The following is a 21,948-nucleotide window of genomic DNA, read 5'->3' on the forward strand; positions in this document are numbered from 1 at the left end:
AAGCGCAGCCGTGTCGATCGCGCCAATACATGTCTTCGCTCCACCAGATCAGTTCAATTGATGCCAGGTGTTTTGCACGATCGTATAGCTTCATGCGGGGCATCAAATGCAATCATCGCTTGACAGCGGAACCTAAAACGATACGGTTGTTCAGTCTTCACACCACAACGTCGTGCCATGGAAGGTCCCCCGATGACGAACGCACCCACCGAGACATCCGAGAACGCCGGCCTCGCCAAGGGCAGGCTCGGCACCTTCGACATCGTCTTCTTCGTCGTGTCGGCCGCCGCGCCGCTCACCGTCGCGGTCAGCTCGGCGCCGCTGGCGTTCCTCGTCGGCGGTGTCGGCGCGCCCGGCGCGATGCTCGCGAGCGGCGTCGTGCTGATCCTGTTCGCGATCGGGTTCACCGCGATGTCGCGGTTCGTGCGCAACACGGGCGCGTTCTACGCGTACGCGGCCGCCGGCCTCGGCAAGCCCGTGGGCATCGGCGTCGCCTTCACGACGATCGTCGCCTACGCGTTCCTCTGCATCTGCTTCTACGCACTGCTCGGCTTCTACGCGAACCTCACCTTCGCGAACCTCTTCGGGTTCGACCTGCCGTGGGGCGTCTGGTCGGTCGTCTCGGTGCTCGTGATCGGCTACCTCGGCTACCGCCGCATCGACGTCGGCGCCAAGGTGCTCGCCGTGCTGCTGAGCGCCGAGATCGCGATCCTGCTCGTCATCGCGGTCGCGATCATCGTGCAGAACGGCGGCACGATCGGCGAGGCGACGGCGGCCTCGTTCGACCCCCAGAACGTGTTCTTCGCGGCCGGCGCGAGCGCGCTGTTCGTCTTCGGGTTCGGCGCGTTCCTCGGCTTCGAGGGCACCGTCATCTACGCGGAGGAGGCGAAGGACCCCGACCGCACCGTGCCGCGGGCGACGTACATCGCGATCGCGTTCCTCGGCATCTTCTACGCGTTCACGTTCTGGGCGCTCACGGTCGCCTTCGGCGCCGACGGCGTCATCGCGCTCGCGAACTCCGAGAACTTCGAGGAGATGCAGGTCATCGCCGGCGAGAACGCGCTCGGCGCGTGGGCCGGCGTCGTGCTCGAGGTGCTGATCGTCACGAGCTTCTTCGCATGCACGCTCGCCTTCCACAACGCCTGCTCGCGGTACCTGTTCTCGCTCGGGCGCGAGCGCCTCCTGCCCACCCCGCTCGCCCGCACCCACCCGCGCATGCAGTCGCCGCACGTCGCGAGCATCACGCTCACGGCGATCTGCCTCATCGCGGTGCTCGTGGGCGCCCTCTCGGGCGCCGATCCCTTCCTCGGGCTCGGCCTGTGGACCTACGCCATCGGCGTCGCGGGCCTCATCTTCGCCCAAGGCGTCGCCGCCGTCTCGGTGATCGGCTTCTTCTGGAAGGACCGCCGCGGCCACGGGGTGTGGCGGGTGCTCGTGGCGCCCGTGCTCGGCGCCGTCGGCCTGCTCGTCGCGTTCGTCGTGATCATCACCAACTTCGACCTCGTCTCGGGCTTCACCGACCCCGTCGTGAACTGGGCGCTCATCGGGTGCGTGCCGGCCGTCTTCGTCATCGGCATCGTGGTCGGCCTCGTCATGAAGCGCCGCTCGCCCGAGCGCTATGCCGCCCTCACCCGGTCGGTTACCGTCGTAGCACCGGAGCGCACCGTCGAACCGGAGAACGCGGAGGTCCGGTAGTGGCGGCAGAGAAGGTGCAGCAGCGCAAGCGGGACCTGCTCCGCGCGGCGAGCCAGGTCATCAGCGAGCGCGGCATCGCCGGTGCGAGCGTGCGGTCGGTGGCCGAGCGGGCCGAGGTGAGCTCGGGCAGCGTGCTCTACCACTTCGACAGCTTCGACCACCTCGTCGAGACCGCCGTGCGCGGGGCGATCGACGAGTTCATCGAGCGCCGTCACGCGCTCGTGGACGGCATCACCGATCCGGTCGAGCGACTGCGCGCGACCATCGAGGCCGGCATCCCCGAGGTCATCAGCGACGACCTGCGCATCACGTACGAGGCGTCCGCCACCCTGCGCGACCACCCGCAGTACCGGCTGCACATGGCGGTGCTGCTCGAGCGCCAGGTCGCGCTCTACCGCACGAACATCGAGGTCGGGGTCGCGCTCGGCGCGTTCCGCCCGCGGATGCCCGCCGACATGATCGCGTCGAACCTCGTCGCCCTCGAGGACGCCTACGACCTCTACCTGCTGAACCCCGACAACTGGGAGCGGGGCCGCTACCTCGAGTGCACGGTGCGGTACGCGGAGCTCGCGCTCGACTGCGACCTCGGCGGGGATGCCGCCGGCGGAGCCGGCGATGCCGACCGCGACGCCGATGCGGCTGCCGCCGACCACGACGAGACACCGAAGGATCCGCTGTGACCGACCTGCCCTCCGCGCCCCGCGCCCGCGACCTCGGCATCCCGTTCGACGGCGAGCCGGGGCGCTGGAACGCGATCACCGACGTGCCCGGCCTCGAGGTCGGGTACGCGACGATCGTCGCCGACGACCCGGTCGTCGCGCGCACCGGGGTGACCGCGATACTGCCGCGCGGCAAGGGCGCACCCGGGGTTCCGTGCGCCGCCGGCGTCGCCGTGCTCAACGGCAACGGCGAGCTGACCGGCCGCAGCTGGATCGAGGAGGCCGGTCAGTTCCAGACGCCGGTCGCGATCACCAACTCGCACGCCGTCGGCGCCGTGCACCGGGGCATCGACCGGTGGCTGGCCGAGCACGACCCCGTCACCGCCGCGCAGTGGATGCTGCCCGTCGTCGGCGAGACCTGGGACGGCTACCTGAACTCGATCAACGCCGACACGGTGACCCCCGGGCATGCGATCGAGGCGCTGGATGCCTCGGCCACGGGCCCGATCGAGGAGGGGAGCGTCGGCGGCGGCACCGGCATGAACTGCTACGGCTTCAAGGGCGGCACCGGCACCGCATCGCGCATCGTGCGGTCGGGCGAGCGCACCTGGACCGTCGGCGTGCTGCTGCAGGCGAACTTCGGCTCGCGCAGGGAGCTGCGGGTCGCCGGCCGGCCGCTCGGCCGCGACTCCAAGGCCCCGAACCCGCTGGAGTCGACCGACTGGTTCGAGCGCGACACCGGCACGGCCGGCGCGTCCGTGCCCGCTCGCGCCGTGGCCGGCGCCGGCAGCGTGATCGTCGTCGTCGCGACCGACGCGCCGATGCTGCCCGACCAGTGCCGTGCGCTCGCGCGCCGGGTGCCGCTCGGACTCGCCCGGACGGGCACGACCGGCAGCCACTTCTCGGGCGACATCTTCCTCGCGTTCTCGACCGCGAACGAAGGGGCGCTCGCGTCGCGCATGGGCCACGGCGAGGTCCGGGTCGAGCAGCTCGAGCACGTCGCGTGGGGCAGCATCGACCCGTTCTACGAGGCCGTCGTCGAGGCGACCGAGGAGGCCGTGCTCAACGCGCTCGTCGCCGCCCGCGACACCGTCGGGCGCGAGGGGCACGCCTCCTACGCGCTGCCGCACGACGAGGTCAGGGCGGCGTTCGGCGGGGCCTGAGGGGTTGCGCGGCGGCGCCGGCCCGGGGAGCGCGAACTCAGCCGCCGTGCCGGCTCGCACGCGGCTCGTACCGCACGGGCTCGAACGCGCGCGCGACGAGCGCGCGCAGCGACTCGAGGTCGCCGGAGGCGAACCCCTGGGCCCGCGCCTGCACGAGCACGTTGCCGATCGCGGTCGCCTCGACGGGGCCCGCGAGCACGGGAATGCCGGCACGGTCGGCGGTCCGCCGGCAGAGCAGCTCGTTGAGCGCGCCGCCGCCGACGACGTGGATCGTCGACACGTCGACGCCCGACAGGATCGACGCCTCGCGCACCGCGTCGGCGAAGGCCTGGGCGAGGCTCTCGATGATCGACCGGGCGAACTCGGCGCGGGTCTGCGGGGCGGCGACGCCGTACTCGGCGCACCACCGGGCGATGCGACCGGGCAGGTCGCCGGGCGCCAGGAAGCGGGGGTCGTTCGCGTCGAACAGCGCCACCGGGCGATCGACGGCGGCCGCGGCATCCAGGAGCTCCGGGAGCACGATGCGCGAGCCGTCGCGCTCCCACCAGCGCACCGACTCGCTGAGCAGCCACAGGCCCATGACGTTGTGCAGGAACCGCACCCGCCCGTCGACGCCGCCCTCGTTCGTGAAGTTCGCGGCCCGGGCCGCATCGCTCGTGACCGGTGCCTCGAGCTCGACGCCGACGAGCCCCCAGGTGCCGCACGAGATGTACGCGGCCGATTCGGCCCGCATCGGCACGGCGACCACGGCCGAGGCCGTGTCGTGCGAACCGACCGCGACGACGTCGAGCCCGTCGGGCGCTCCGAGCTCGGTCGCGACGGCCGGGTGCAGCGGCCCGACGACCGTGCCCGGCGGCACGAGCGGGGGCAGCAGGGATGCCTCGAGCCCGAGCCGCTCGAGGAGCTCGGTGTCCCATTCGCCGGTCGCGAGTCCGACGAGCCCCGTGGTCGAGGCGTTCGTGCGCTCGGCGACCTTCGCGCCGGTGAGCTGGAAGCCGATGAGATCGGGGACCAGCAGGAGCGTGTCGGCGAGCCCGAGGCATCCGGACTCGCGTTCGGCGGTGAGCTGGTAGAGGGTGTTGAACGGCAGGAACTGCAGGCCGTTGCGCCGGTAGAGCTCCGCGGGCGGCACCGCCGCGTGCACGGCGGCGACGGCCCGCTCGTTGCGTTCGTCGCGGTAGTGGAACGGCTCGCCGAGCATCCGGTCGCCGCGCAGCAGGCCGTAGTCGACCGCCCACGAGTCGACGCCGATCGACGAGATGCCGGGCTCGAGGCGGAACGCCTCGGCGAGGCCGTGCGTCAGGTCGCGGTAGAGCCCCGTGACATCCCAGTGCAGGCCCGAGGCGAGGCGCACGGGGCCGTTCGGGAAGCGGGCGACCTGCTCGAGGTCGAGCCGCCCGGCCGACTGGTCGACGTGGCCGACCACGACCCGGCCGCTCGTCGCGCCCAGGTCGACCGCGGCGACCGAGCCCGGGGTCGTCATCGCCGTGCTCCGCCGGTCATCGCAGGAACGCGGCGGCGACGCCGGAGTCGACGGGGATGTGGAGCCCGGTGGTGCGACTCAGCTCGGGGCCCGTGAGCACGTAGACGGCGTCGGCGACGTTCTCGGGCACGACCTCGCGCTTGAGGATGGTGCGGTTCGCGTAGAACTGGCCGAGGTCCTCCTCCTCGACCCCGTAGGTCGCGGCGCGGTTCGCGCCCCAGCCCGAGGCGAAGATGCCGGAACCGCGCACGACGCCGTCGGGGTTGATGCCGTTGACGCGCACGCCGTGCTCGCCGAGCTCGACCGCGAGCAGGCGCACCTGGTGGGCCTGGTCGGCCTTCGTCGCCGAGTAGGCGATGTTGTTGGGGCCGGCGAAGACGGAGTTCTTCGAGGAGATGTAGATGACGTCGCCGCCGAGCTTCTGGTCGATGAGCACGCGCGCCGCGGCCTTCGAGACCAGGAACGAGCCCTTGGCCATGACGTCGTGCTGCAGGTTCCAGTCGGCCTCGGTGGTCTCGAGGAGCGGCTTGGAGAGCGAGAGGCCGGCGTTGTTCACGACGAGGTCGATGCCGCCGAACGCGAGCACCGCCTCGTCGAGCGCGGCCTGCACGGCGGCGGCGTCGGCGACGTTCGCCGCGACGCCGATCGCGACGTCGGCCGTGCCGAGCTCCGCGGCGGCGGCCTGCGCCTTCTCGAGGTCGAGGTCGGCGACGACGACGCACGCGCCTTCGGCCGCGAGCCGGGTGGCGATGGCCTTGCCGATGCCCGACGCAGCGCCCGTGACGAACGCGATGCGGCCCTGGTGGGTCTTGGGCTTCGGCATCCGCTGGAGCTTGGCCTCCTCGAGCGCCCAGTACTCGATGCGGAACTTCTCGGCGTCGGAGATGGGGGAGTAGGTCGACACCGACTCGGCCCCGCGCATCACGTTGATCGCGTTGACGTAGAACTCGCCGGCCACGCGGGCGGTCTGCTTGTTCGCCCCGTACGAGAACATGCCGACGCCGGGCACCAGCACGATGAGCGGGTCGGCGCCGCGGATCGCGGGGGAGTCGGCCGTCGCATGGGCGTCGTAGTACGCCTGGTAGTCGGCGCGGTACTCGGCGTGCAGCTCGTGCAGGCGGGCGATCTGCTCGTCGGCCGCCGCGGTCGCGGGCAGGTCGAGCAGCAGCGGCTTGACCTTCGTGCGCAGGAAGTGGTCGGGGCAGCTCGTGCCGAGCGCGGCGAGGGCGGGCGCCTTCTCCGACGCGAGGAAGTCGAGCACGACGTCGGCATCGGTGAAGTGGCCCACCATCGGCTTGTCGTGCGACGCGATGCCGCGGATCGTGGGCGCGAGGGCGGCCGCCCGCTCGCATCGCTCGACCTCGGGCAGCGCCTCGAAGCCGGGGCGCACGCCGCCGAACGGCTGCGGGTCGCCGTGCTCGGCGAGGTAGGCCGCGGCGGTGTCGATGATCCAGAGCGAGTTCGCCTCGGCCTCGTCGGAGGTGTCGCCCCACGCCGTGATGCCGTGCCCGCCGAGGATGCAGCCGACCGCCTGCGGATTCGCGGCCTTGATCGCGGCGATGTCGAGGCCGAGCTGGAACCCGGGGCGTCGCCACGGCACCCACACGACCTTGTCGCCGAAGACCGTCGCGGTCAGCTGCTCGCCGTCGGCCGCGGTCGCGATCGCGATTCCCGAGTCGGGGTGCAGGTGGTCGACGTGCGCCGCGTCGACGAGGCCGTGCATCGCCGTGTCGATCGAGGGGGCCGCACCGCCCTTGCCGTGCAGGCAGTAGTCGAACGCGGCGACCATCTCGTCCTCGCGGTCGACGCCCGGGTAGACGCCCTGCAACGCCTGCAGCCGATCGAGGCGCAGCACCGCGAGGCCCTGCTCGGTGAGCGTGCCGAGGTCGCCGCCCGAGCCCTTGACCCACAGCAGCTCGACGGGCTCGCCGGTGACCGGGTCGGTCTCGGTGCCCTTCGCCGACGTGTTGCCGCCGGCGTAGTTCGTGTTCTTCGGGTCGGCCCCGAGTCGGTTCGACCGCGCGATGAGCTCGGCGGCTGCGGGGTTCGTCATGGTGGTTCCTTCGAGATCTGTGGGGTTCGGTGGTCGAGCGGGCCGCGACGCCGTCGGTTCGTGGGCCTGCCGAGGCATCCCGGATGCCTCGTGGCGGGCCTACGCGCCCCAGCCGGCCTGCACGCCGCCGACGCGGTCGGCCGCGATCTGCTGCAGGTAGCCCGACTCGGCGAACGCCCGCATGGGGTCGGCGGGCAGGCCCCGCGACTCGCGCCACTCGGCGAGGGCGGGACGCACGTCGGTGTAGAAGGCGTCCATGAAGACGCGGTTGGCCTCGAGCACGTCGCCCGAGACCTGCGCAGCGCGCAGCGCCTCGGCGTCGACGAGCAGGGCGCGCGCCGTCATCTCCTGCACGTTGAGCACCGAGCGGATCTGGCCCGGCACCTTGTCTTCGACGTTGTGGCACTGGTCGAGCATGAACGCGACGTCGGGGTGGTTGAAGCCGCCGCCGCGGATCACCTCGAAGATGATGCGGAACAGCTGGAACGGGTCGGCGGCGCCCACGATGAGGTCGTCGTCGGCGTAGAAGCGCGAGTTGAAGTCGAACGACCCGAGCTTGCCGAGGCGCAGCAGCTGCATGACGATGAACTCGATGTTCGTGCCGGGGGCGTGGTGGCCGGTGTCGAGGCAGACCATGGCCTGCTCGCCGAGCGCGGCGACCTGCGCGTAGCTCGTGCCCCAGTCGGGGACATCGGTGTGGTAGAACGCCGGCTCGAAGAACTTGTACTCGAGCACGAGGCGCTGCTGGTCGCCGAGCCGGGCGTAGATCTCCTGCAGCGACTCGTGCAGGCGGTCCTGCCGTCCGCGCAGGTCGGCTTGGCCCGGGTAGTTCGAGCCCTCGGCGAGCCAGATCTTGAGGTCGCGGCTGCCGGTCGCGTGCATGATGTCGATGCACTCGAAGTGGTGGTCGATCGCCTTTCGGCGCACCGCCGGGTCTTCATGGGTGAGGGCGCCGAACTTGTAGTCGTCGTCCTGGAAGGTGTTCGAGTTGATCGTGCCGAGTTCGACGCCGTGGTCTTCGGCGTGCCGCTTCAGCGCCTCGTAGTCGTCGACGCGGTCCCACGGGATGTGCAGCGCCACGGTCGGTGCGAGCGCCGTGTAGCGGTGCACCTGCGCGGCATCCGCGATCTTCTCGAACGGGTCGCGCGGCGTGCCGGGCGTCGTGAACACCTTGAAGCGCGTGCCGGAGTTGCCGAAGGCCCAGCTCGGCAGCTCGATGGCCTGCGCGGCGAGCTGCCCCGTGATGTCGTCGGTGAGGATGCTCACTGTGGTCCTGCTTTCGTGAGAAGGGCGGTCGGATGCCGCGTCAGCGGGTCGTCGGGCTCGCGGGGTCGGCGCCGGTATCGGCGTCGAGCCGTGCGAGCTGGTCTTCGAGGTGGAACACCTCGGGGAGTCGGGGGGCGCCCTGGTCGGGGCGGGTGCCGTCGAGGGCGACGAAGAAGGGGGCCATCTCCGCCTCCCATGCGGCGGTGCGCGGGTCGGCCGCGAGGGCCGCCTGGGATGCCTCGTCGTCATCGGTCTCGTAGGTGCCGATGAGCAGGCCGTCGTCGCGCAGGTACAGCGAGTAGTTGCGCCGGCCCGAGGCCTCGATGGCGCGGAGCATCTCGGGGTCGACCGCGGCGTGCCGCTCGCGGTACTCGTCGAGGCGTGCGGGGTCGACCTGCAGCTGGAAGCAGATGCGCTCGGGGCGCGATTCGGAAGCCATGTCGAGCGCTCCTCTCTTCGGTCTGGTCCGGTCTGTGCCGGGAGGGTGCGGGCCGTGCCGGCCGGTACGGCCCGCACCCTCGTTCAACGGTGTTCCGACGGCTCAGAAGTCGAAGTCGCCGATGTTCTCGGCGTCGAACACGTAGGGGTCGCCGAGCAGCACGACGCCGTCGGCGCCGACCTCGTAGTCGCCGAGCTTGCCGGCCTCGAACGAGTCGCCCTCCTCACCCGTGATCTCGCCCTCGATGAGCGCCTTCGACGCGTACGCGGCGAGGTAGCCGAGGTCGGCCGGGTTCCACAGCGCGAACGAGGTGACGGTGCCGTCCTCGACGTACTCGCGCATCTGGTTCGGGGTGCCGAGGCCGGTCAGCGCGACCTTGCCCTTGTACTCCGAGGTGGAGAGGTAGCGGGCCGCCGCGGCGATGCCGACCGTCGTGGGCGAGATGATGCCCTTGAGGTTCGGGTGCGTCTGCAGCAGTGCCGCGGTCTTGTCGAACGAGGTCTGGTCGTCGTCGTCGCCGTAGACGGTGTCGACGAGCTTCACGTTCGGGTGGTTCGCGGCGAGCTCCTCCTTCATGAGCTCGATCCACGCGTTCTGGTTCGTCGCGTTCGCCGACGCCGACAGGATCGCGATCTCGCCCTCGTCGCCGATCTGCTCGGTGATCTCGTCGACCTGCACCTTGGCGATGCCCTCGGCGGTGGCCTGGTTGATGAACAGGTCGCGGCACTCGGCGTTCGTGTCGGAGTCGAAGGTGACGACCTTGATGCCGGCGTCGCGGGCCTCGTTCAGCGCGTCGCAGATGGCCTCGGGGTCGTTCGCCGACACGGCGATCGCGCCGACGCCCTGCTGGGTGAGCGTGTTGATGTAGCTCACCTGCGCGTCGGGCGTCGCCTCGGCGGGGCCGACCTCGGCGAACGTGCCGTCGAACTCGGTGATGGCCTCCTTGGCGCCCGCCGACGAGGTGTCGAAGTACGGGTTGCCGAGGTTCTTCGGCAGGAACGTGATCGCGAGGTTCGCGGAATCGCCGCCGTCGGTCGAGCCGCCGCCGTCGGTGCCGCTGTCGACGGCGCAGCCGGTGAGCACCAGTGCGGCGGCCGCGACGACCGCGGTCAGCGCACCGGCGCGGGTCTTCTTCTGAAACATCGTTGTTCTTCCCTTCATCGGATGAGGTCGACGAGTGATCGCCTCGACGGTTCGCGCGGCCCGGTCACCCTGCTGTGGAGGCCTCGATGCGCGGTGTTCCCCCTGGTGCCTTCCGGCGCTTGCGCAGCCAGGCCAGGAAGCTGGTGGCCACCACCGAGAGCACGAGCAGCGCTCCGGTGATGATGTTGATGACGTCGCTCGTGACGTTGGCGAGCCGCAGCGCACTCGAGAGCACGCCGATGAGCAGCACGCCGGCGATGACGCCGTGGATGGCGCCGCGACCGCCGAAGACCGAGACCCCGCCGAGCACGACGGCGGCGATGACCTGCAGTTCGAGGCCCGTCGCGTTGTCGCCGCGGGCGCTGCCGAAGCGCAGCGTGTAGAAGACGCCCGCGAGCGCCGAGATCGTGCCGGCGAGCACGAACAGCACGAACTTCGTGCGCTCGACGTGCACGCCCGAGAACCGGGCCGCCGCCTTCGACAGGCCGATCGCGTAGATGCCGCGGCCGAACGGCGTGAAGTGCAGCAGCACGATGAACACGACGAGCAGCACGAGGAACACGAACAGCACGACCGGAACGTTGCTGCCGCCGACGCGCGCCTTCGCGAGGTCGGTCCAGAAGTCGGGGAAGTCGGTGATCGCGGTCGTGCCGAGCAGGCCCACGGCGAGTCCGCGGAAGAGGGCGAGCGTGCCGATCGTGACCGCGAGCGACGGCAGGCCGACGACGGTCACGAGGAAGCCGTTGACCGCGCCGCACACCGCGCCGGCCACGAGCGCGACGACGGCGGCGACCTCGAACGGCAGTCCGCCCGCGGTGAGCACACCGGTGAGCACGCTCGAGAGGCCGACGATGCTCGCGACCGAGAGGTCGATCTCGCCCGTGATCATGACGAGCGTCATCGGCAGTGCGATGAGCAGGATCGGCATCACGTCGAGCAGCAGGTAGGTGACGGTGATCGGCTGCCCGAATCCGCGCACGGTGGCCGCGGCGACGACCGAGACGAGGACGACGAGGGCGATGATCGCCATCTCGCGGGTGAGCAGCACGCGCTGCCAGAGGGGACGGTCGTAGTCGCGGTAGCTGCGCGCGATCGCGGCGGCCGCGGTGGTCGTGGCGGTCATCGGTCGTCCTCCCTCGCCTCGAGGAGCTTGCGTCTCTGTCGAACGGCGAGCACGCGGTCGAGCACGATGGCGCCGATGATGAGCGCGCCGACGACGGCGCGCTGCCAGAAGTCGGGGATGCCGAGGATCGGCAGGGCCCGGTTGATGGTGAGCAGCAGCCAGGCGCCGATCGCGGCGCCCCACACCGAGCCGACGCCGCCCGTGATGGCGACGCCGCCGATGACGGCCGCGCCGACCGCGTCGAGCTCCCAGCCCGAACCCGCCTGCGAGTTGATCGTGCCGTAGCGGGCGGCGTAGAGCACGCCGGCGAGACCGGCGAGGGCGCCCGAGACGACGAACGCGATGAGCAGGCGGCGGGTCACGCGCAGGCCGTAGAGCTCGGCCGCGGCGGGGTCGGAGCCGATCGCGTAGAACTCGCGGCCGCCGCGGGTGTTCTTCATGATCCAGCCGGTGACGGCGAGCACGACGACGGCGATGATCGTGAGGATCGGGATCCAGAGGATCTGCCCGGTGCCGAGCGCGAGGAAGTCCTTCGGCAGGTCCGACGCGTTGATGCGGTCGCTGCCCGTCCACAGCACGTTGATGCCGCGGTAGGCGTAGAGCGTGCCCAGCGTGATGACCATGGCGGGCACCTTCGCGAACGCGACGAGCGCGCCGTTGACGAGGCCGAGGAGGCCCCCGAACACGACCGCGATCACGAAGACCGCGACGATCGGGATGCCCTGGAGGTCGATGAAGAGCCGGCCCGTGAGGTAGGCGGAGAGGCCGAGGATCGAGCCGACCGAGAGGTCGACGTTGCGGGTGATGATGACGATCGCCTGGCCGATCGCGACGAGCACGAGGATCGACGGGGTCAGCAGCAGGTCGCGCCAGCCGTCGGCGCTGAACAGGAAGTTGGGATTCGCGACCGTCGCCGCGAGGACGACGAGCGCGAGGGCGAGCAGGATACCGAACTCGCGCACGGCGCCGATGGCGTGCAACCGCTTCGTGACGGCGGTCTTCTCGATGGTGGCGGTCACTGGTGGGCTCCCTGGGCGTGGGTCGCGGCGAACATGACGTTCTCGCTCGTCGCGTCGTCGCGGTCGATCTCGGCGGTGATGCGGCCCTCGCGCATGACGAGCACGCGGTCGGCCATGCCGAGCACCTCGGGCAGCTCGGACGAGATCATGAGGATGCCCATGCCGCGGCCCGCGAGCTCGGAGAGCAGCCGGTGCACCTCGGACTTCGTGCCGATGTCGATGCCGCGGGTCGGTTCGTCGATGATGAGCACCCTCGGCTCGGTCGCGAGCCACTTGCCGAGCACGACCTTCTGCTGGTTGCCGCCCGAGAGCGTGCCGGCCACGGTCGACAGCGCGTTCGTCTTGACCTCGAGCCGGCTCGCCCACTCCTTCGCGGCACGGTTCTCCATGCCGGAGGTGATGAGGCCGGCCTTCGCGATCGTCTCGCGGATGGCGAGCGTGACGTTGCGGGCGACGGATGACTCGAGCACGAGCCCCTGCTTGCGGCGGTCTTCGGGAACGAGTGCGAGACCGGCCCGCATCGCGGCATCCGGCCGGTTCTTCGGAATCGCCCGCCCGCCCAGCCGCACCGTGCCCTCGTCGTAGGCGTCGACGCCGAAGACCGCGCGCGCCACCTCGCTGCGGCCGGCGCCGACGAGGCCGGCGAGGCCGACGATCTCGCCCGCGCGGACCGTGAACGAGATGTCGTGGAACAACGGGCTCGACAGCCCCTCGACCTCGAGCAGCGGCTCGCGGATCTCGGCCGGGAGCTTGGGGAAGAGGTCGGTCACGTCGCGGCCGACCATCTGGCGGACCAGCCCGTCGACCGTGGTCTCGCCGATGGGCGTCGTCGCGATGTAGGCGCCGTCGCGCATGACCGTGACGGTGTCGCAGAGCGCGAACACCTCGTCGAAGCGGTGCGAGATGAAGAGGAGCGCGCGGCCCTCGTCGCGCAGGCTGCGGGCGATCTGGAAGAGTCGGTCGACCTCGACGCCCGAGAGCGCGGCGGTCGGCTCGTCCATGATGAGCACGCGCGCGTCGAGCGAGACCGCCTTCGCGATCTCGATGACCTGCTGGTCGGCGATCGAGAGGCCCTCGGCCGGCCGGTCGGGGTCGATGCCGACGCCGAGCCGGGCGAACAGCTGCTCGACCTCGGCGCGCATGGCCTTGCGGTCGATGCGGCCGAACCGGCCGACGGGCTGGCGGCCCATGAAGACGTTCTCGGTGACCGTGAGGTCGGGGAAGAGCGTCGGCTCCTGGTAGATGACCGCGATGCCCGCGGCCTTCGACTGGGCGGTCGAGCCGAAGTCGACCGACTCGCCGTTGAGGCGGAAGTCGCCGGCGTCGCGGCGGTAGAGCCCGGCGACGATCTTCACGAGCGTCGACTTGCCGGCGCCGTTCTCGCCGATGAGCGCGTGGATCGAGCCGCGCTCGAGCCGCAGGCTTCCGGAGCGCAGCGCGACGACGGCGCCGAACGACTTCGCGACGTTCTCGAGTTCGAGCATGGGCGGGGTCGCCGCGGGGGCGGGCGGGGTGTCCGCCGTCATGCGCGGGGTGTCCGACACGGGGGCCTCCTCGTCGAGGTGGGAGCGGGGGGATCGCTCTGCAGTGACTCTGCTATGAATCGATTCAAAATCGATGCATGGTTACTGTAAGGTCAGGTCGCACGAGTGGTCAAGTCACGATATTGAAACGAATCAATATCGCGCGCCGCTCACGGTCCGGATTCGATGTCATGATCGAATCGGTTCAACGCCGAGCGACCCGACGGGGCCGGTGCGAAACGAGGAGGAACGGCCATGGCAGTCAGTGTTCGCGACGTCGCGGCCGCCGCGTCGGTCTCGGTCGGCACCGTCTCGAACGTGCTCAACCGCCCCGACAAGGTGGCCCCCGCGACCGTCGAGCGGGTGCTCGCCGCGATCGAGGAGCTCGGCTTCGTGCGCAACGACGCCGCCCGCCAGCTGCGAGCCGGACGCAGCCGGTCGATCGGCTTCGTCGTGCTCGACGTGCGCAACCCGTTCTTCACGGAGGTCGCCCGCGGCGCCGAGACCCGCGCCGCCGACGCCGGACTGACGGTGCTGCTCGGCACGAGCGACGAGGACATCGAACGCGAACGCGTCTACGTCGACCTCTTCGAGGAGCAGCGCGTGCACGGCGTGCTCATCTCGCCGCTCGCCGACGACCTGCCGAGGCTGCAGCGCCTCCGCGACCGCGGCACCCCGGTCGTGCTCGTCGACCGGCAGGCCCACGACCGCAGCTTCTCGTCAGTCGCGGTCGACGACATCGCCGGTGGCCGGCTCGCCGCCGAGCACCTGCTCGGGCTCGGCCGGCGGCGCATCGCGTTCGTCGGCGGACCCGAGAGCATCCGCCAGGTCGCCGACCGCCTCGAGGGCGCCCGGCGAGCCGTCGCCGAGGTGCCGGATGCCTCGCTCGAGGTCGTGCCCACCGAGAACCTCACCGTGCTGCAGGGGCGTGCCGCGGGCGAGGTGCTGCGCGCGCGCCCCGCGGCCGAGCGGCCCGACGCCGTGTTCGCCGCGAACGACCTGCTCGCGATGGGCGTGCTGCAGGCCCTCGTGATGCGCGGCGACGCGAAGGTGCCCGGCGACATCGCGCTCATCGGCTACGACGACATCGACTTCGCGGCCGCCGCGGTCGTGCCGCTCTCGTCGATCCGGCAGCCCGCCGCCCTCATCGGGCACACCGCCGTCGACCTGCTGCTGCGCGAGGCCGACGCCGACGACGACTTCACGCCCGAGCAGGTGGTGTTCCAGCCCGAACTCGTGGTGCGGGCCTCGACCGCCGGGTGAGGGCAGGGCGCGCCGCGGCGCGCCGGGGCAGCAGTTCGCGCACCGTGACGACGACGAGCTGCGCGTCGGTGCTCTTCACCGGCTGCGGCTACGGCGCCGACTCGCGCACGACGAGCTGGTACGGCGCCTGCTCGACGCGGGGCGGCGCGTGCGGGTCGTCGACGAGGCGCAGCACCGAGGCGACTGCGAGGCGGGCGATCTCGGCGAGGTCGGGCGCGATGCTCGTCAGGGCCGGGGCGGCGTACGCCGACTCTGGGGAGTCGTCCCAGCCGACGACGGCGACCTGCCCCGGCACGTCGACCTCCGCCTCGCGGAACGCGCGCAGCGCACCGATCGCGAGCAGGTCGTTCGCGCAGACGAGCCCGTCGAGGCCGGCGAGCCCCTCGGGCTCCGCGAGCAGCGCCCGCACGCGCGCGTAGCCCTCCTCCCGCGAGTAGTCGCCGTCGGGCGAGGCCGGGTCCCACGGCGAGACCTCGAGCACGTGCCGCGGGTCGGCTTCGAGCTCGGCCGTGCGAAGCGCCTCTCGGAACCCCTCGAGCCGCAGGTCGGCCGCGGCGGCTCCTGACGAGGCATCCGGAACCGTGCCGAGGAAGCCGAGCGCACGGCGACCCGACACGATCAGGTGTGAGGTGGCATCGCGCGACGAGACCACGCTGTCGACGACGACCCGGTCGACGCGGGCGCCGCGGATGCGCTCGCCGAGGACGACGAGCGGAGTACTGCCGCGCGCGGCCTCGAGCTGCGCGTCGCTCAGCGACATCGGACTCAGCACGATGCCGTCGGTGAGCATCGTGCCGAAGCCGCGCGCCGCCCGCAGCTCGCGCTCGGGATCGCCGTGCGTCTCGTCGACGACGACGTCGTAGCCGACCCGCTCGGCCGCGCCCACGACGGCGTGCGCGAGCTGCGCGAAGTACGGCAGCGAGAGGAACGGCACCGAGAGGGTGAGCAGGTTGCTGCGGCCCATCCGCAACTGGCGCGCCGCGAGCTGCGGGCGGTAGCCGACCTCGGCGATCGCGGCCTCGACCCGTCGCTTCGTCGAGTCGCTCACGGGGGCGCCGCCGTTGATGACGTTGGAGACCGTGCGGTACGAGACGCCGGCGATGGCCGCGACATCCTTCAGGGTCGGCCCCGCTGAGCGGCGGCCGCCGACGGCCTTCGGATCGCGTTCGCTCACCAGCGGTTCCGTACGTCCTCGGCCCAGCCGAGCAGCCCATCGACGGCGATGCGCTCGCCGCCAGCATCGACCCAGCCCGAGTAGTGACCGAAGCACTGGTGCCCGTGCGAGCCGAACACGACGAGCTCGGTCGCGCTCACCCGGTCCCAGAACGGCTCGAACCACAGGTCGGCGTGCTCGCCGCGGATGTGCCACGGCGCGAGCCAGTCGTGGATGTCGTAGTCCCAGTCGAGCTCCTCGCTGATCTTGTGCAGACGGCCGTCGACGACGACGGCGTTCTCGGCCGAGCCGGTGCCGTCGGTCCACTTGCCGCCGAGCTGCAGGCCGATCGTGCGGCCGTCGACCTCGCCGGACGCGGCGCCCCAGTTCCAGACCATGCGGTACGGCCAGCGGCCGCGGCCGTGGTCGAGCACCGCCCAGCTCTCGCCCTCGGGCAGGGCGATGCGGTCGACGGGCCGATCGCCCTCGCCGCCGAGCTCGAGCCAGCCGGTCGCGGGTCGCGCGACATCCTTCACCGTGTACTGGAACCGGCGGTCGGACCACGGCACGACCACGCCGAGGCACTCGTGCCCAGTCGGCCGGTGCGCGTCGATCTCGAAGCGCACGCCCTGGGCCGAGCCGCGCAGCAGCGTTCCCGAGCCGTCGGCGCGCTCCTCGATGTCGATCTCGATCGCCTTCGTGCGCGCTCGCGCCGGCCCGCCGCCGAGCGATGCGGGCAGCGTCGCGCTCGAGCCGAGCGGTGCGATCGCCGCGCGGTCGACGGTCGACCCGTCGCGTCGGTCGTGCACGAGGACGGCGTGCACCGCGGCGTAGTCGATCGACGAGACGGTGAGGGCGATGATGTGGGTCGGCGTCGTGACGGCCCAGTACTCCCACCGCTTGTTGCGGCCCCAGACACGGCGGCCGTCGATGCCCGACGTGTCGTGCAGCGGGGTGCGGGTCCAGCCGACGGCATCGCGGTTCAGCCGGCCGTCGGGCCCGCAGAGGGCGACGGGTGTCGTGAGTTCGCGCTCGACGATGGTGCGGGGCATGGGGTTCCGATCTCGGGTTCGGTGCGGTGGTGGGGGGCGTGGCGGAGCGGCGTGTCTCGAATCCTCACCTGAGGCTCGCCCCACGCGGGGCGAGCCTCACAGGGGCGACGCCGTGCCGTGTCGTCATGCGGGTTCTGCCTCATGCGGGGCGGGACGCACCTGAGGTTCTCGGGGTGCCGAGGCCCGGCGGGCGGGTTCGGCGACCTCCGGCGTCGTCGCCGCGGCGAACTCCGCGAACAGCTCGCCGAGCACGTCGCGCACCCGGTCGGCGTCGACCTTCACCACGGTGCGGTCGGCGGTGAGCAGCCCGTTGAGCTCGTCTTCGACGTCGGAGAGCTGCGTGTACACGATGCCCGAGAGCCCGGCCGCGATCGCCGGCAGCACCTCGCGCCGGTGCAGCTCGACGAAGCCGTCGGTCAGGGCGTCGACCGAGCGGTAGCGGCGGTAGCCGAACTCCCTCGGCGAGAACTCGTGACCGGGCAGGCGCAGGCTGTAGCCGCCGTACTCCGACACGACGACCGCGCGGCCGTCGCGCCCCCAGTCGCGTCCGGGCTTCAGCCGCCGGAAGTACACGTGAAGGCTCAGGAGGTCGCCGCCCCCCTGGTCGTGCCAGCCGCTCGCGTGATCGACGACCCGCGACGGGTCGATCTCACGCACCCGCTCCACGGCGTCGAGCGCATCGAACTGCCCCCAGCCCTCGTTGAACGGCACCCACACGACGACGCTCGGCGCGTTCTTCAGCAGTCGCACGGTCGACTCGAGCTCGGCGGTGAACTCGGCCCGCCCCGAGGCATCCTGTCGGCCGAATCGCCGATGCCTGCTGTCGTCGAGCCGCACCGGGAGCTTGACCGGCGCCGTGATCACCGCCGGGTTGTAGCGCCGGCCGCCGTTCACCATGTCCTGCCAGACGAGCAGGCCGAGGCGGTCGCAGTGGTGGTACCACCGCAGCGGCTCGATCTTGATGTGCTTGCGCACGGCGTTGAAGCCGAGCGCCTTCATCGACGTCAGGTCGTGCACCATCGCCTCGTCGGACGGCGGCGTGTAGAGCCCCTCGGGCCAGTAGCCCTGGTCGAGGACGGCCGCGTGGAACACCGGCTCGCCGTTCAGCACGAGCCGTGGCCGCCCGAACGCATCGGGGGCGACGCCGACCGAGCGCATGCCGACGTAGCTCCGCACCAGGTCGTCGCCGAGTCGTACCTCGACGTCGTAGAGGTAGGGGTCGTCGGGGCTCCAGCGCCGCGCCTGCGGCACCGCCAGGGTGAGGGTCGCGCCGGCCGCGCCCTCGGCGCGCGCGACCTCGAGGCCGTCGGCGAGCAGCACGACCGTCGCGACGGGCGGCCCGGCCGGGCCGGTCGCCGGTTCGGTCGCGCCGCCCGTCGGCGGTTCGTGCGGGGTGGATGCCTCGACGACGACCTCGACCGTCTCGTCGTCGAGCCTCGGGCGCAGGTCGAGGCCCGCGACGTGCAGCGCCGGCACCGACTCGATCCAGACGCTCTGCCAGATGCCCGACTGCGCCGTGTACCAGATGCCGCCGCGCTTCAGCGACTGCTTGCCGCGCGAGTGGTACGACGTGTCGCTCGGGTCGACCACGTCGACCACGAGCTCGTGCTCCTCGCCGGCGGCGAGTGCGTCGGTGACGTCGAGCGAGAACGGCAGGTAACCGCCCGCGTGCGCACCGACGAGCACGTCGTCGACGAAGACGCGGCAGCGCTGGTCGACCGCTCCGAAGTGCAGGACGACGCGGTCGACGAGGAACCCCTCGGGCAGGCGCACCGTGCGGCGGTACCAGAGGTGCTCCCCGGGCTGCAGCTGCCGGCCGACGCCCGAGAGCTCGGCCTCGGGGGAGAAGGGCACGAGGATGGCTCCGGCCCACGCCCGCGGTCGGCGATCGTCGACCGTGAAGGCGTGCTCCCACCAGCCGTTGAGGCTGAGGTGGCTGTCGCGCGCGAGCTGCGGGCGGGGGTACTCGGGGAGGACCGCGGCGGGATCGATCGCGTCGGCCCAGGGCGTGCGGCGACTCATCCGGCGTCCTCCGGAGCGGGAGGGAGCGGAGCGCTCGTCCCGGAACCCGACCGCCGCAGCATCCGCCGCCGCAGCACCGCGAGCACGGGCACGACGAGCAGCACGGCCGCCGCGACCGGGAAGATCTCGGGTCCGGGCACGGGTTGCTCCCGGCCGAGCTCGACGTACGTGTGGGCCGTTCCCGAGATGATCGCAGCCCCGATCGCCGGGCCGATCACCATCGGCAGCATCACGGCCATGATCATGCGAGCGCCCTGCACGCCACCCGCGCGGTCGGCGGGGGTGCAGTCGCGCGTCATGGCCGAGACCGCCGCGATCGAGCTCATCATGCCGGCCATCATGAGCGTCGCCGCGACGACGACCCAGGTGAAGTCGCGGGCGAACGACATCGCGACGAGCCCGACCGCGAACACGGCGACCGCGGGCAGCAGGTAGCGCTCCTTGCCGACCCGGTCCATGATGCGACCGCCGACCACGCTCAGCGCCGACGCGAGGATGAGCACGACGCCCAGCACGATCGCCGAGTCGTCGAGCTGCAGCGAGTAGCGCAGGTAGATGAGCACGAAGGGGATGAACACTTGCGAGCTCACGCCGATGACGCACCAGATCGCCAGGGTGATGAACAGCGCCGGCTCGCGGCGCACGGTCGAGGGGCGAAGCCCGTCGACGACCGATCGCCAGACCCCGGACGGCCGCGGCGCGACGCCCCGGTCGCGCACGAGGAACCACGCCGCCGCGCCGGTCGCCGCGGTCGCGCCCCCGACGATCGCGAAGAAGGCGGGCCATTGCCCGGCCTGCGTCATCGGATCGAGCAGGCCGAACACGATCAGCATCGCGACGAGCGGCATCGTCGCGAGCCAGCCGTCGACCCGGCCGCGGTTCGCCGGCACCGTCGAGTCGGTCACCCACGCGGCGAAGGCCGCGTCGTTCGCACCCGAGCCGATGAAGCTCATGATGCAGTCGAGCGCGACGATGGCCACGACGGCGGCGATCACCGCCGGTGCGGCCTCGGCCGCGGCATCCGGTGCGCCGACGAGGCCGAAGGCGGCGGTGACGGCGCCCCAGGCGACGTACCCGGCCGCGATGAGTTCCCGGCGGCGACCGAGCCGGTCGGACCATGCGCCGACCACGAGGGTCGCGACCGTGGCGGCGACGGCGCTCGCCGCCACCATCACGGCGAGCACGGCGGGGTCGGTCGAGATCGTGTCGTAGACGAACACGTTGAGGTACATGTTCTCGATCACCCACGCGAGCTGGCCGACGAGACCCACGAGGATGACGGCGGCCCAGGTGCGGGCGCCGAGCGGATGGGAGGCGCGTGCGGTGCGTGCCGTGGGGGTGTCGGTTCGAGTCGTCATCGTCCTCGGTCGGGTCAGGGTTTCAACGTTGAAACCACGATGCACAGTAGCAGGTGCGCCGCGCCGCTGCCGCAGTCGCGCGCCGGCCGATAGGGTGGCGGCATGACCAGCCCCGAACCAGCTCCCGGTACGCCCGCGCCCGGCTACGGTTCCGCCGGCCACGCGCCCGCTCAGCGCAAGCCGCCGGCCGACTCGCGACGGAGCGAACCCGTCGGAGTCGTGGCGCTCGTGTTCGGCGTCTTCATCGTCGTGCTCGACTTCGTCATGATCTTCGTGACCGCTTCGATCATCCGCGCGGCCGACTTCGCCGCGTACTCGACGGTCTCGCTCGTGTCGGCGGCCGTCATGGTCGTGCTCGCGCTCGCCGCGATCTCGGTGGGCGTCGTCGCCTTCGTGCGGGGCGGCGCCACGCGCGTGTACGGCGCGATCGGCGCGACGATCGGCGCGATGGCGCTCGTCCAGCAGTTCGGATCGCTCATCTACGGACTCATCGTCGGCGCCTGAGTCGGGTCGCAATCCCGCGGCCTCGCCGAGCCTCGCCGAGCCTCGCTCGACCCTGTGCGCCTGCGCACCGCGCGCTTCTGGAGGAACTTCGGGCGCCCGGGCGGCGTGTCGCCGGCATCGGCTCGGCGTGTCGGCCGGTTCTTCCGACATTCGGTTCGGTCATCCACGCCTGCTCGGGATGCGGCGGCGGCGGTCACCGCCTATCCTCGATGGGAACGTCCCCCGTTCGCGGGTCGCGCTCCCGATCCCGCATCGCGGAGCCCGGTGATCGACCCGACGGCGACCGACCCGAGCACCTCCCGAGGCATCGTGACCGACGAGTACCCCCACGACGACGAGCCGCTGCGGCGTCCGCGTGGCCGACGAGCCGCGCCGAAGCCCGCGCGCGGTGCCGTGCTGCTCGCGCCGCTGACGGTGATCGCCGCCTGGTTCGTCGCACGAGCCGCCTCGATCGCCGCCTGGTCCGGCGCCCTGCCCGGCCGAGTCCCGCAGCTCGGCCGAGCGGTCACGTGGGCTCGTTCCCGCCTCGCACCCGTCGGTCGTGCGCTCGCCCCGGCCGTGCTCTGGGCGCGCGGGCACCGTCCGGCGGTCGTCATCGCCGGCGCAGGACTCGTCGCCGTGGCCATGCTCGGCGGCGCCGTCGCCGTCATCGGGTCGACCGCCGGGCAGGTCGACGAGGCCGGCCCCGCCGTCGAGTCGCCGCGTCCGACGCCGGGCACGACGACGCCGACGCGCGCCTACCCGCCGATCCTGCCGACCGCGACCCCGCCCGCTGACGAGACGCCGACGACCGAGCCCGACGATGGTGCCGCCGACGATCCCGGCACCGAGCCGACCGTCGAGCCCGAGCCTGCGCCCGAGACGGCCGAGCCCACGCCCGAACCGACCCCCGAGCCCGAAGACGACCACCCGGGCCGAGGCCAGGGCCCGAAGAAGCCGAAGGGCTGAGGCGGGGTCTCGCTACCCGTCGCGCTGCTCGACCCCCGGGCGGGTCTCGATCCGCGCGGCGCCGGCCGTGAGGCATCCCGAG

The 21,948-nt window shown here is 71.8% G+C and carries 18 protein-coding genes; 6 read left to right on the forward strand and 12 right to left on the reverse strand.

The window, feature by feature from the left end; genetic code table 11:
* Positions 1-192 precede the first annotated feature (192 nt).
* From PX701_RS09965 to PX701_RS09975, 3 genes are read left to right on the forward strand one after another with little or no spacing between them, the layout of a single operon-like run.
* Positions 193-1,695 carry an APC family permease gene (locus PX701_RS09965; protein ID WP_275506201.1) on the forward strand — a complete coding sequence of 501 codons (1,503 nt, stop codon included), beginning with the start codon at positions 193-195 and terminating at the stop codon, positions 1,693-1,695.
* Positions 1,695-2,375, forward strand: coding sequence for a TetR/AcrR family transcriptional regulator (locus PX701_RS09970; RefSeq protein ID WP_231428728.1), 681 nt, complete (start codon positions 1,695-1,697; stop codon positions 2,373-2,375). Before PX701_RS09965 ends, PX701_RS09970 begins: the two co-directional genes overlap by 1 nt.
* On the forward strand, positions 2,372-3,517 hold the full coding sequence (locus tag PX701_RS09975; protein WP_275506202.1) for a DmpA family aminopeptidase: 1,146 nt from the start codon (positions 2,372-2,374) through the stop codon (positions 3,515-3,517). Before PX701_RS09970 ends, PX701_RS09975 begins: the two co-directional genes overlap by 4 nt.
* A gap of 37 nt (positions 3,518-3,554) precedes the next feature.
* On the opposite strand, the gene PX701_RS09980 is transcribed toward PX701_RS09975, so the two are convergent.
* The 8 genes from PX701_RS09980 to PX701_RS10015 form a co-directional block, all read right to left on the reverse strand.
* Entirely contained in the window at positions 3,555-5,000 is a 1,446-nt protein-coding gene (locus PX701_RS09980; protein WP_275506203.1) for a rhamnulokinase, read from the reverse strand.
* A gap of 16 nt (positions 5,001-5,016) precedes the next feature.
* Positions 5,017-7,053 (reverse strand): bifunctional aldolase/short-chain dehydrogenase, encoded by a 2,037-nt coding sequence (locus PX701_RS09985; protein ID WP_275506204.1) that lies wholly within the window; start codon positions 7,051-7,053, stop codon positions 5,017-5,019.
* A 99-nt stretch (positions 7,054-7,152) separates the two neighbouring features.
* Positions 7,153-8,319, reverse strand: a complete 1,167-nt coding sequence (gene rhaI / locus PX701_RS09990) for an L-rhamnose isomerase (protein WP_231428724.1) — start codon at positions 8,317-8,319, stop codon at positions 7,153-7,155.
* Positions 8,320-8,359: 40 nt separating this feature from the next.
* On the reverse strand, positions 8,360-8,758 hold the full coding sequence (locus PX701_RS09995) for an L-rhamnose mutarotase (RefSeq protein ID WP_231428723.1): 399 nt from the start codon (positions 8,756-8,758) through the stop codon (positions 8,360-8,362).
* 102 nt (positions 8,759-8,860) lie between these two features.
* Positions 8,861-9,901: a rhamnose ABC transporter substrate-binding protein gene (rhaS, locus tag PX701_RS10000; RefSeq protein ID WP_231428722.1), complete on the reverse strand. Its 1,041-nt coding sequence runs from the start codon at positions 9,899-9,901 to the stop codon at positions 8,861-8,863.
* Positions 9,902-9,965: 64 nt separating this feature from the next.
* Entirely contained in the window at positions 9,966-11,024 is a 1,059-nt protein-coding gene (locus PX701_RS10005) for an ABC transporter permease (protein WP_231428721.1), read from the reverse strand.
* Positions 11,021-12,043, reverse strand: coding sequence for an ABC transporter permease (locus tag PX701_RS10010; protein ID WP_231428720.1), 1,023 nt, complete (start codon positions 12,041-12,043; stop codon positions 11,021-11,023). The genes PX701_RS10005 and PX701_RS10010 overlap by 4 nt, the downstream gene beginning before the upstream one ends.
* Positions 12,040-13,569, reverse strand: coding sequence for a sugar ABC transporter ATP-binding protein (locus PX701_RS10015; RefSeq protein ID WP_231432183.1), 1,530 nt, complete (start codon positions 13,567-13,569; stop codon positions 12,040-12,042). Before PX701_RS10015 ends, PX701_RS10010 begins: the two co-directional genes overlap by 4 nt.
* A 252-nt stretch (positions 13,570-13,821) precedes the next feature.
* Between PX701_RS10015 and PX701_RS10020 the strand changes: the two genes are divergently transcribed.
* Positions 13,822-14,829 (forward strand): LacI family DNA-binding transcriptional regulator, encoded by a 1,008-nt coding sequence (locus tag PX701_RS10020; protein ID WP_231428719.1) that lies wholly within the window; start codon positions 13,822-13,824, stop codon positions 14,827-14,829.
* A gap of 88 nt (positions 14,830-14,917) precedes the next feature.
* Here PX701_RS10020 and PX701_RS10025 read toward each other — a convergent pair whose 3' ends face one another.
* The 4 genes from PX701_RS10025 to PX701_RS10040 all read right to left on the reverse strand — a co-directional run bounded on the left by PX701_RS10025 (position 14,918) and on the right by PX701_RS10040 (position 20,414).
* On the reverse strand, positions 14,918-16,003 hold the full coding sequence (locus PX701_RS10025) for a LacI family DNA-binding transcriptional regulator (RefSeq protein ID WP_275506205.1): 1,086 nt from the start codon (positions 16,001-16,003) through the stop codon (positions 14,918-14,920).
* Complete coding sequence (locus PX701_RS10030) at positions 16,000-17,034, reverse strand: DUF2804 domain-containing protein (protein ID WP_231428717.1); 1,035 nt, start codon at positions 17,032-17,034, stop codon at positions 16,000-16,002. The genes PX701_RS10025 and PX701_RS10030 overlap by 4 nt, the downstream gene beginning before the upstream one ends.
* A gap of 123 nt (positions 17,035-17,157) precedes the next feature.
* Positions 17,158-19,056 (reverse strand): glycoside hydrolase family 2 protein, encoded by a 1,899-nt coding sequence (locus tag PX701_RS10035; RefSeq protein ID WP_275506206.1) that lies wholly within the window; start codon positions 19,054-19,056, stop codon positions 17,158-17,160.
* Complete coding sequence (locus PX701_RS10040; protein ID WP_275506207.1) at positions 19,053-20,414, reverse strand: MFS transporter; 1,362 nt, start codon at positions 20,412-20,414, stop codon at positions 19,053-19,055. Before PX701_RS10040 ends, PX701_RS10035 begins: the two co-directional genes overlap by 4 nt.
* Positions 20,415-20,516: 102 nt before the next feature.
* Between PX701_RS10040 and PX701_RS10045 the strand changes: the two genes are divergently transcribed.
* Both PX701_RS10045 and PX701_RS10050 read left to right on the forward strand, forming a co-directional pair.
* Positions 20,517-20,918, forward strand: coding sequence for a hypothetical protein (locus PX701_RS10045; protein ID WP_275506208.1), 402 nt, complete (start codon positions 20,517-20,519; stop codon positions 20,916-20,918).
* A 264-nt stretch (positions 20,919-21,182) separates the two neighbouring features.
* The gene (locus PX701_RS10050; RefSeq protein WP_275506209.1) at positions 21,183-21,866 is read left to right on the forward strand and encodes a hypothetical protein; all 684 of its coding nucleotides are present in this window, start codon (positions 21,183-21,185) and stop codon (positions 21,864-21,866) included.
* Positions 21,867-21,948: the final 82 nt, after the last annotated feature.

The organism is Agromyces chromiiresistens (genome assembly GCF_029167465.1).
Taxonomy (GTDB): Bacteria; Actinomycetota; Actinomycetes; order Actinomycetales; family Microbacteriaceae; genus Agromyces; species Agromyces chromiiresistens.

Excerpts from the sequence above, each read along its gene's own strand:
- PX701_RS09965 (WP_275506201.1), top strand. The coding sequence starts at position 193 with ATGACGAACGCACCCACCGAGACATCCGAGAACGCCGGCCTCGCCAAG.
- PX701_RS09980 (WP_275506203.1), bottom strand. The coding sequence starts at position 5,000 with ATGACGACCCCGGGCTCGGTCGCCGCGGTCGACCTGGGCGCGACGAGC.
- PX701_RS09985 (WP_275506204.1), bottom strand. The coding sequence starts at position 7,053 with ATGACGAACCCCGCAGCCGCCGAGCTCATCGCGCGGTCGAACCGACTC.
- PX701_RS09995 (WP_231428723.1), bottom strand. The coding sequence starts at position 8,758 with ATGGCTTCCGAATCGCGCCCCGAGCGCATCTGCTTCCAGCTGCAGGTC.
- rhaS (WP_231428722.1), bottom strand. The coding sequence starts at position 9,901 with ATGTTTCAGAAGAAGACCCGCGCCGGTGCGCTGACCGCGGTCGTCGCG.
- PX701_RS10005 (WP_231428721.1), bottom strand. The coding sequence starts at position 11,024 with ATGACCGCCACGACCACCGCGGCCGCCGCGATCGCGCGCAGCTACCGC.
- PX701_RS10015 (WP_231432183.1), bottom strand. The coding sequence starts at position 13,569 with ATGACGGCGGACACCCCGCCCGCCCCCGCGGCGACCCCGCCCATGCTC.
- PX701_RS10020 (WP_231428719.1), top strand. The coding sequence starts at position 13,822 with ATGGCAGTCAGTGTTCGCGACGTCGCGGCCGCCGCGTCGGTCTCGGTC.
- PX701_RS10030 (WP_231428717.1), bottom strand. The coding sequence starts at position 17,034 with ATGCCCCGCACCATCGTCGAGCGCGAACTCACGACACCCGTCGCCCTC.
- PX701_RS10035 (WP_275506206.1), bottom strand. The coding sequence starts at position 19,056 with ATGAGTCGCCGCACGCCCTGGGCCGACGCGATCGATCCCGCCGCGGTC.
- PX701_RS10040 (WP_275506207.1), bottom strand. The coding sequence starts at position 20,414 with ATGACGACTCGAACCGACACCCCCACGGCACGCACCGCACGCGCCTCC.
- PX701_RS10045 (WP_275506208.1), top strand. The coding sequence starts at position 20,517 with ATGACCAGCCCCGAACCAGCTCCCGGTACGCCCGCGCCCGGCTACGGT.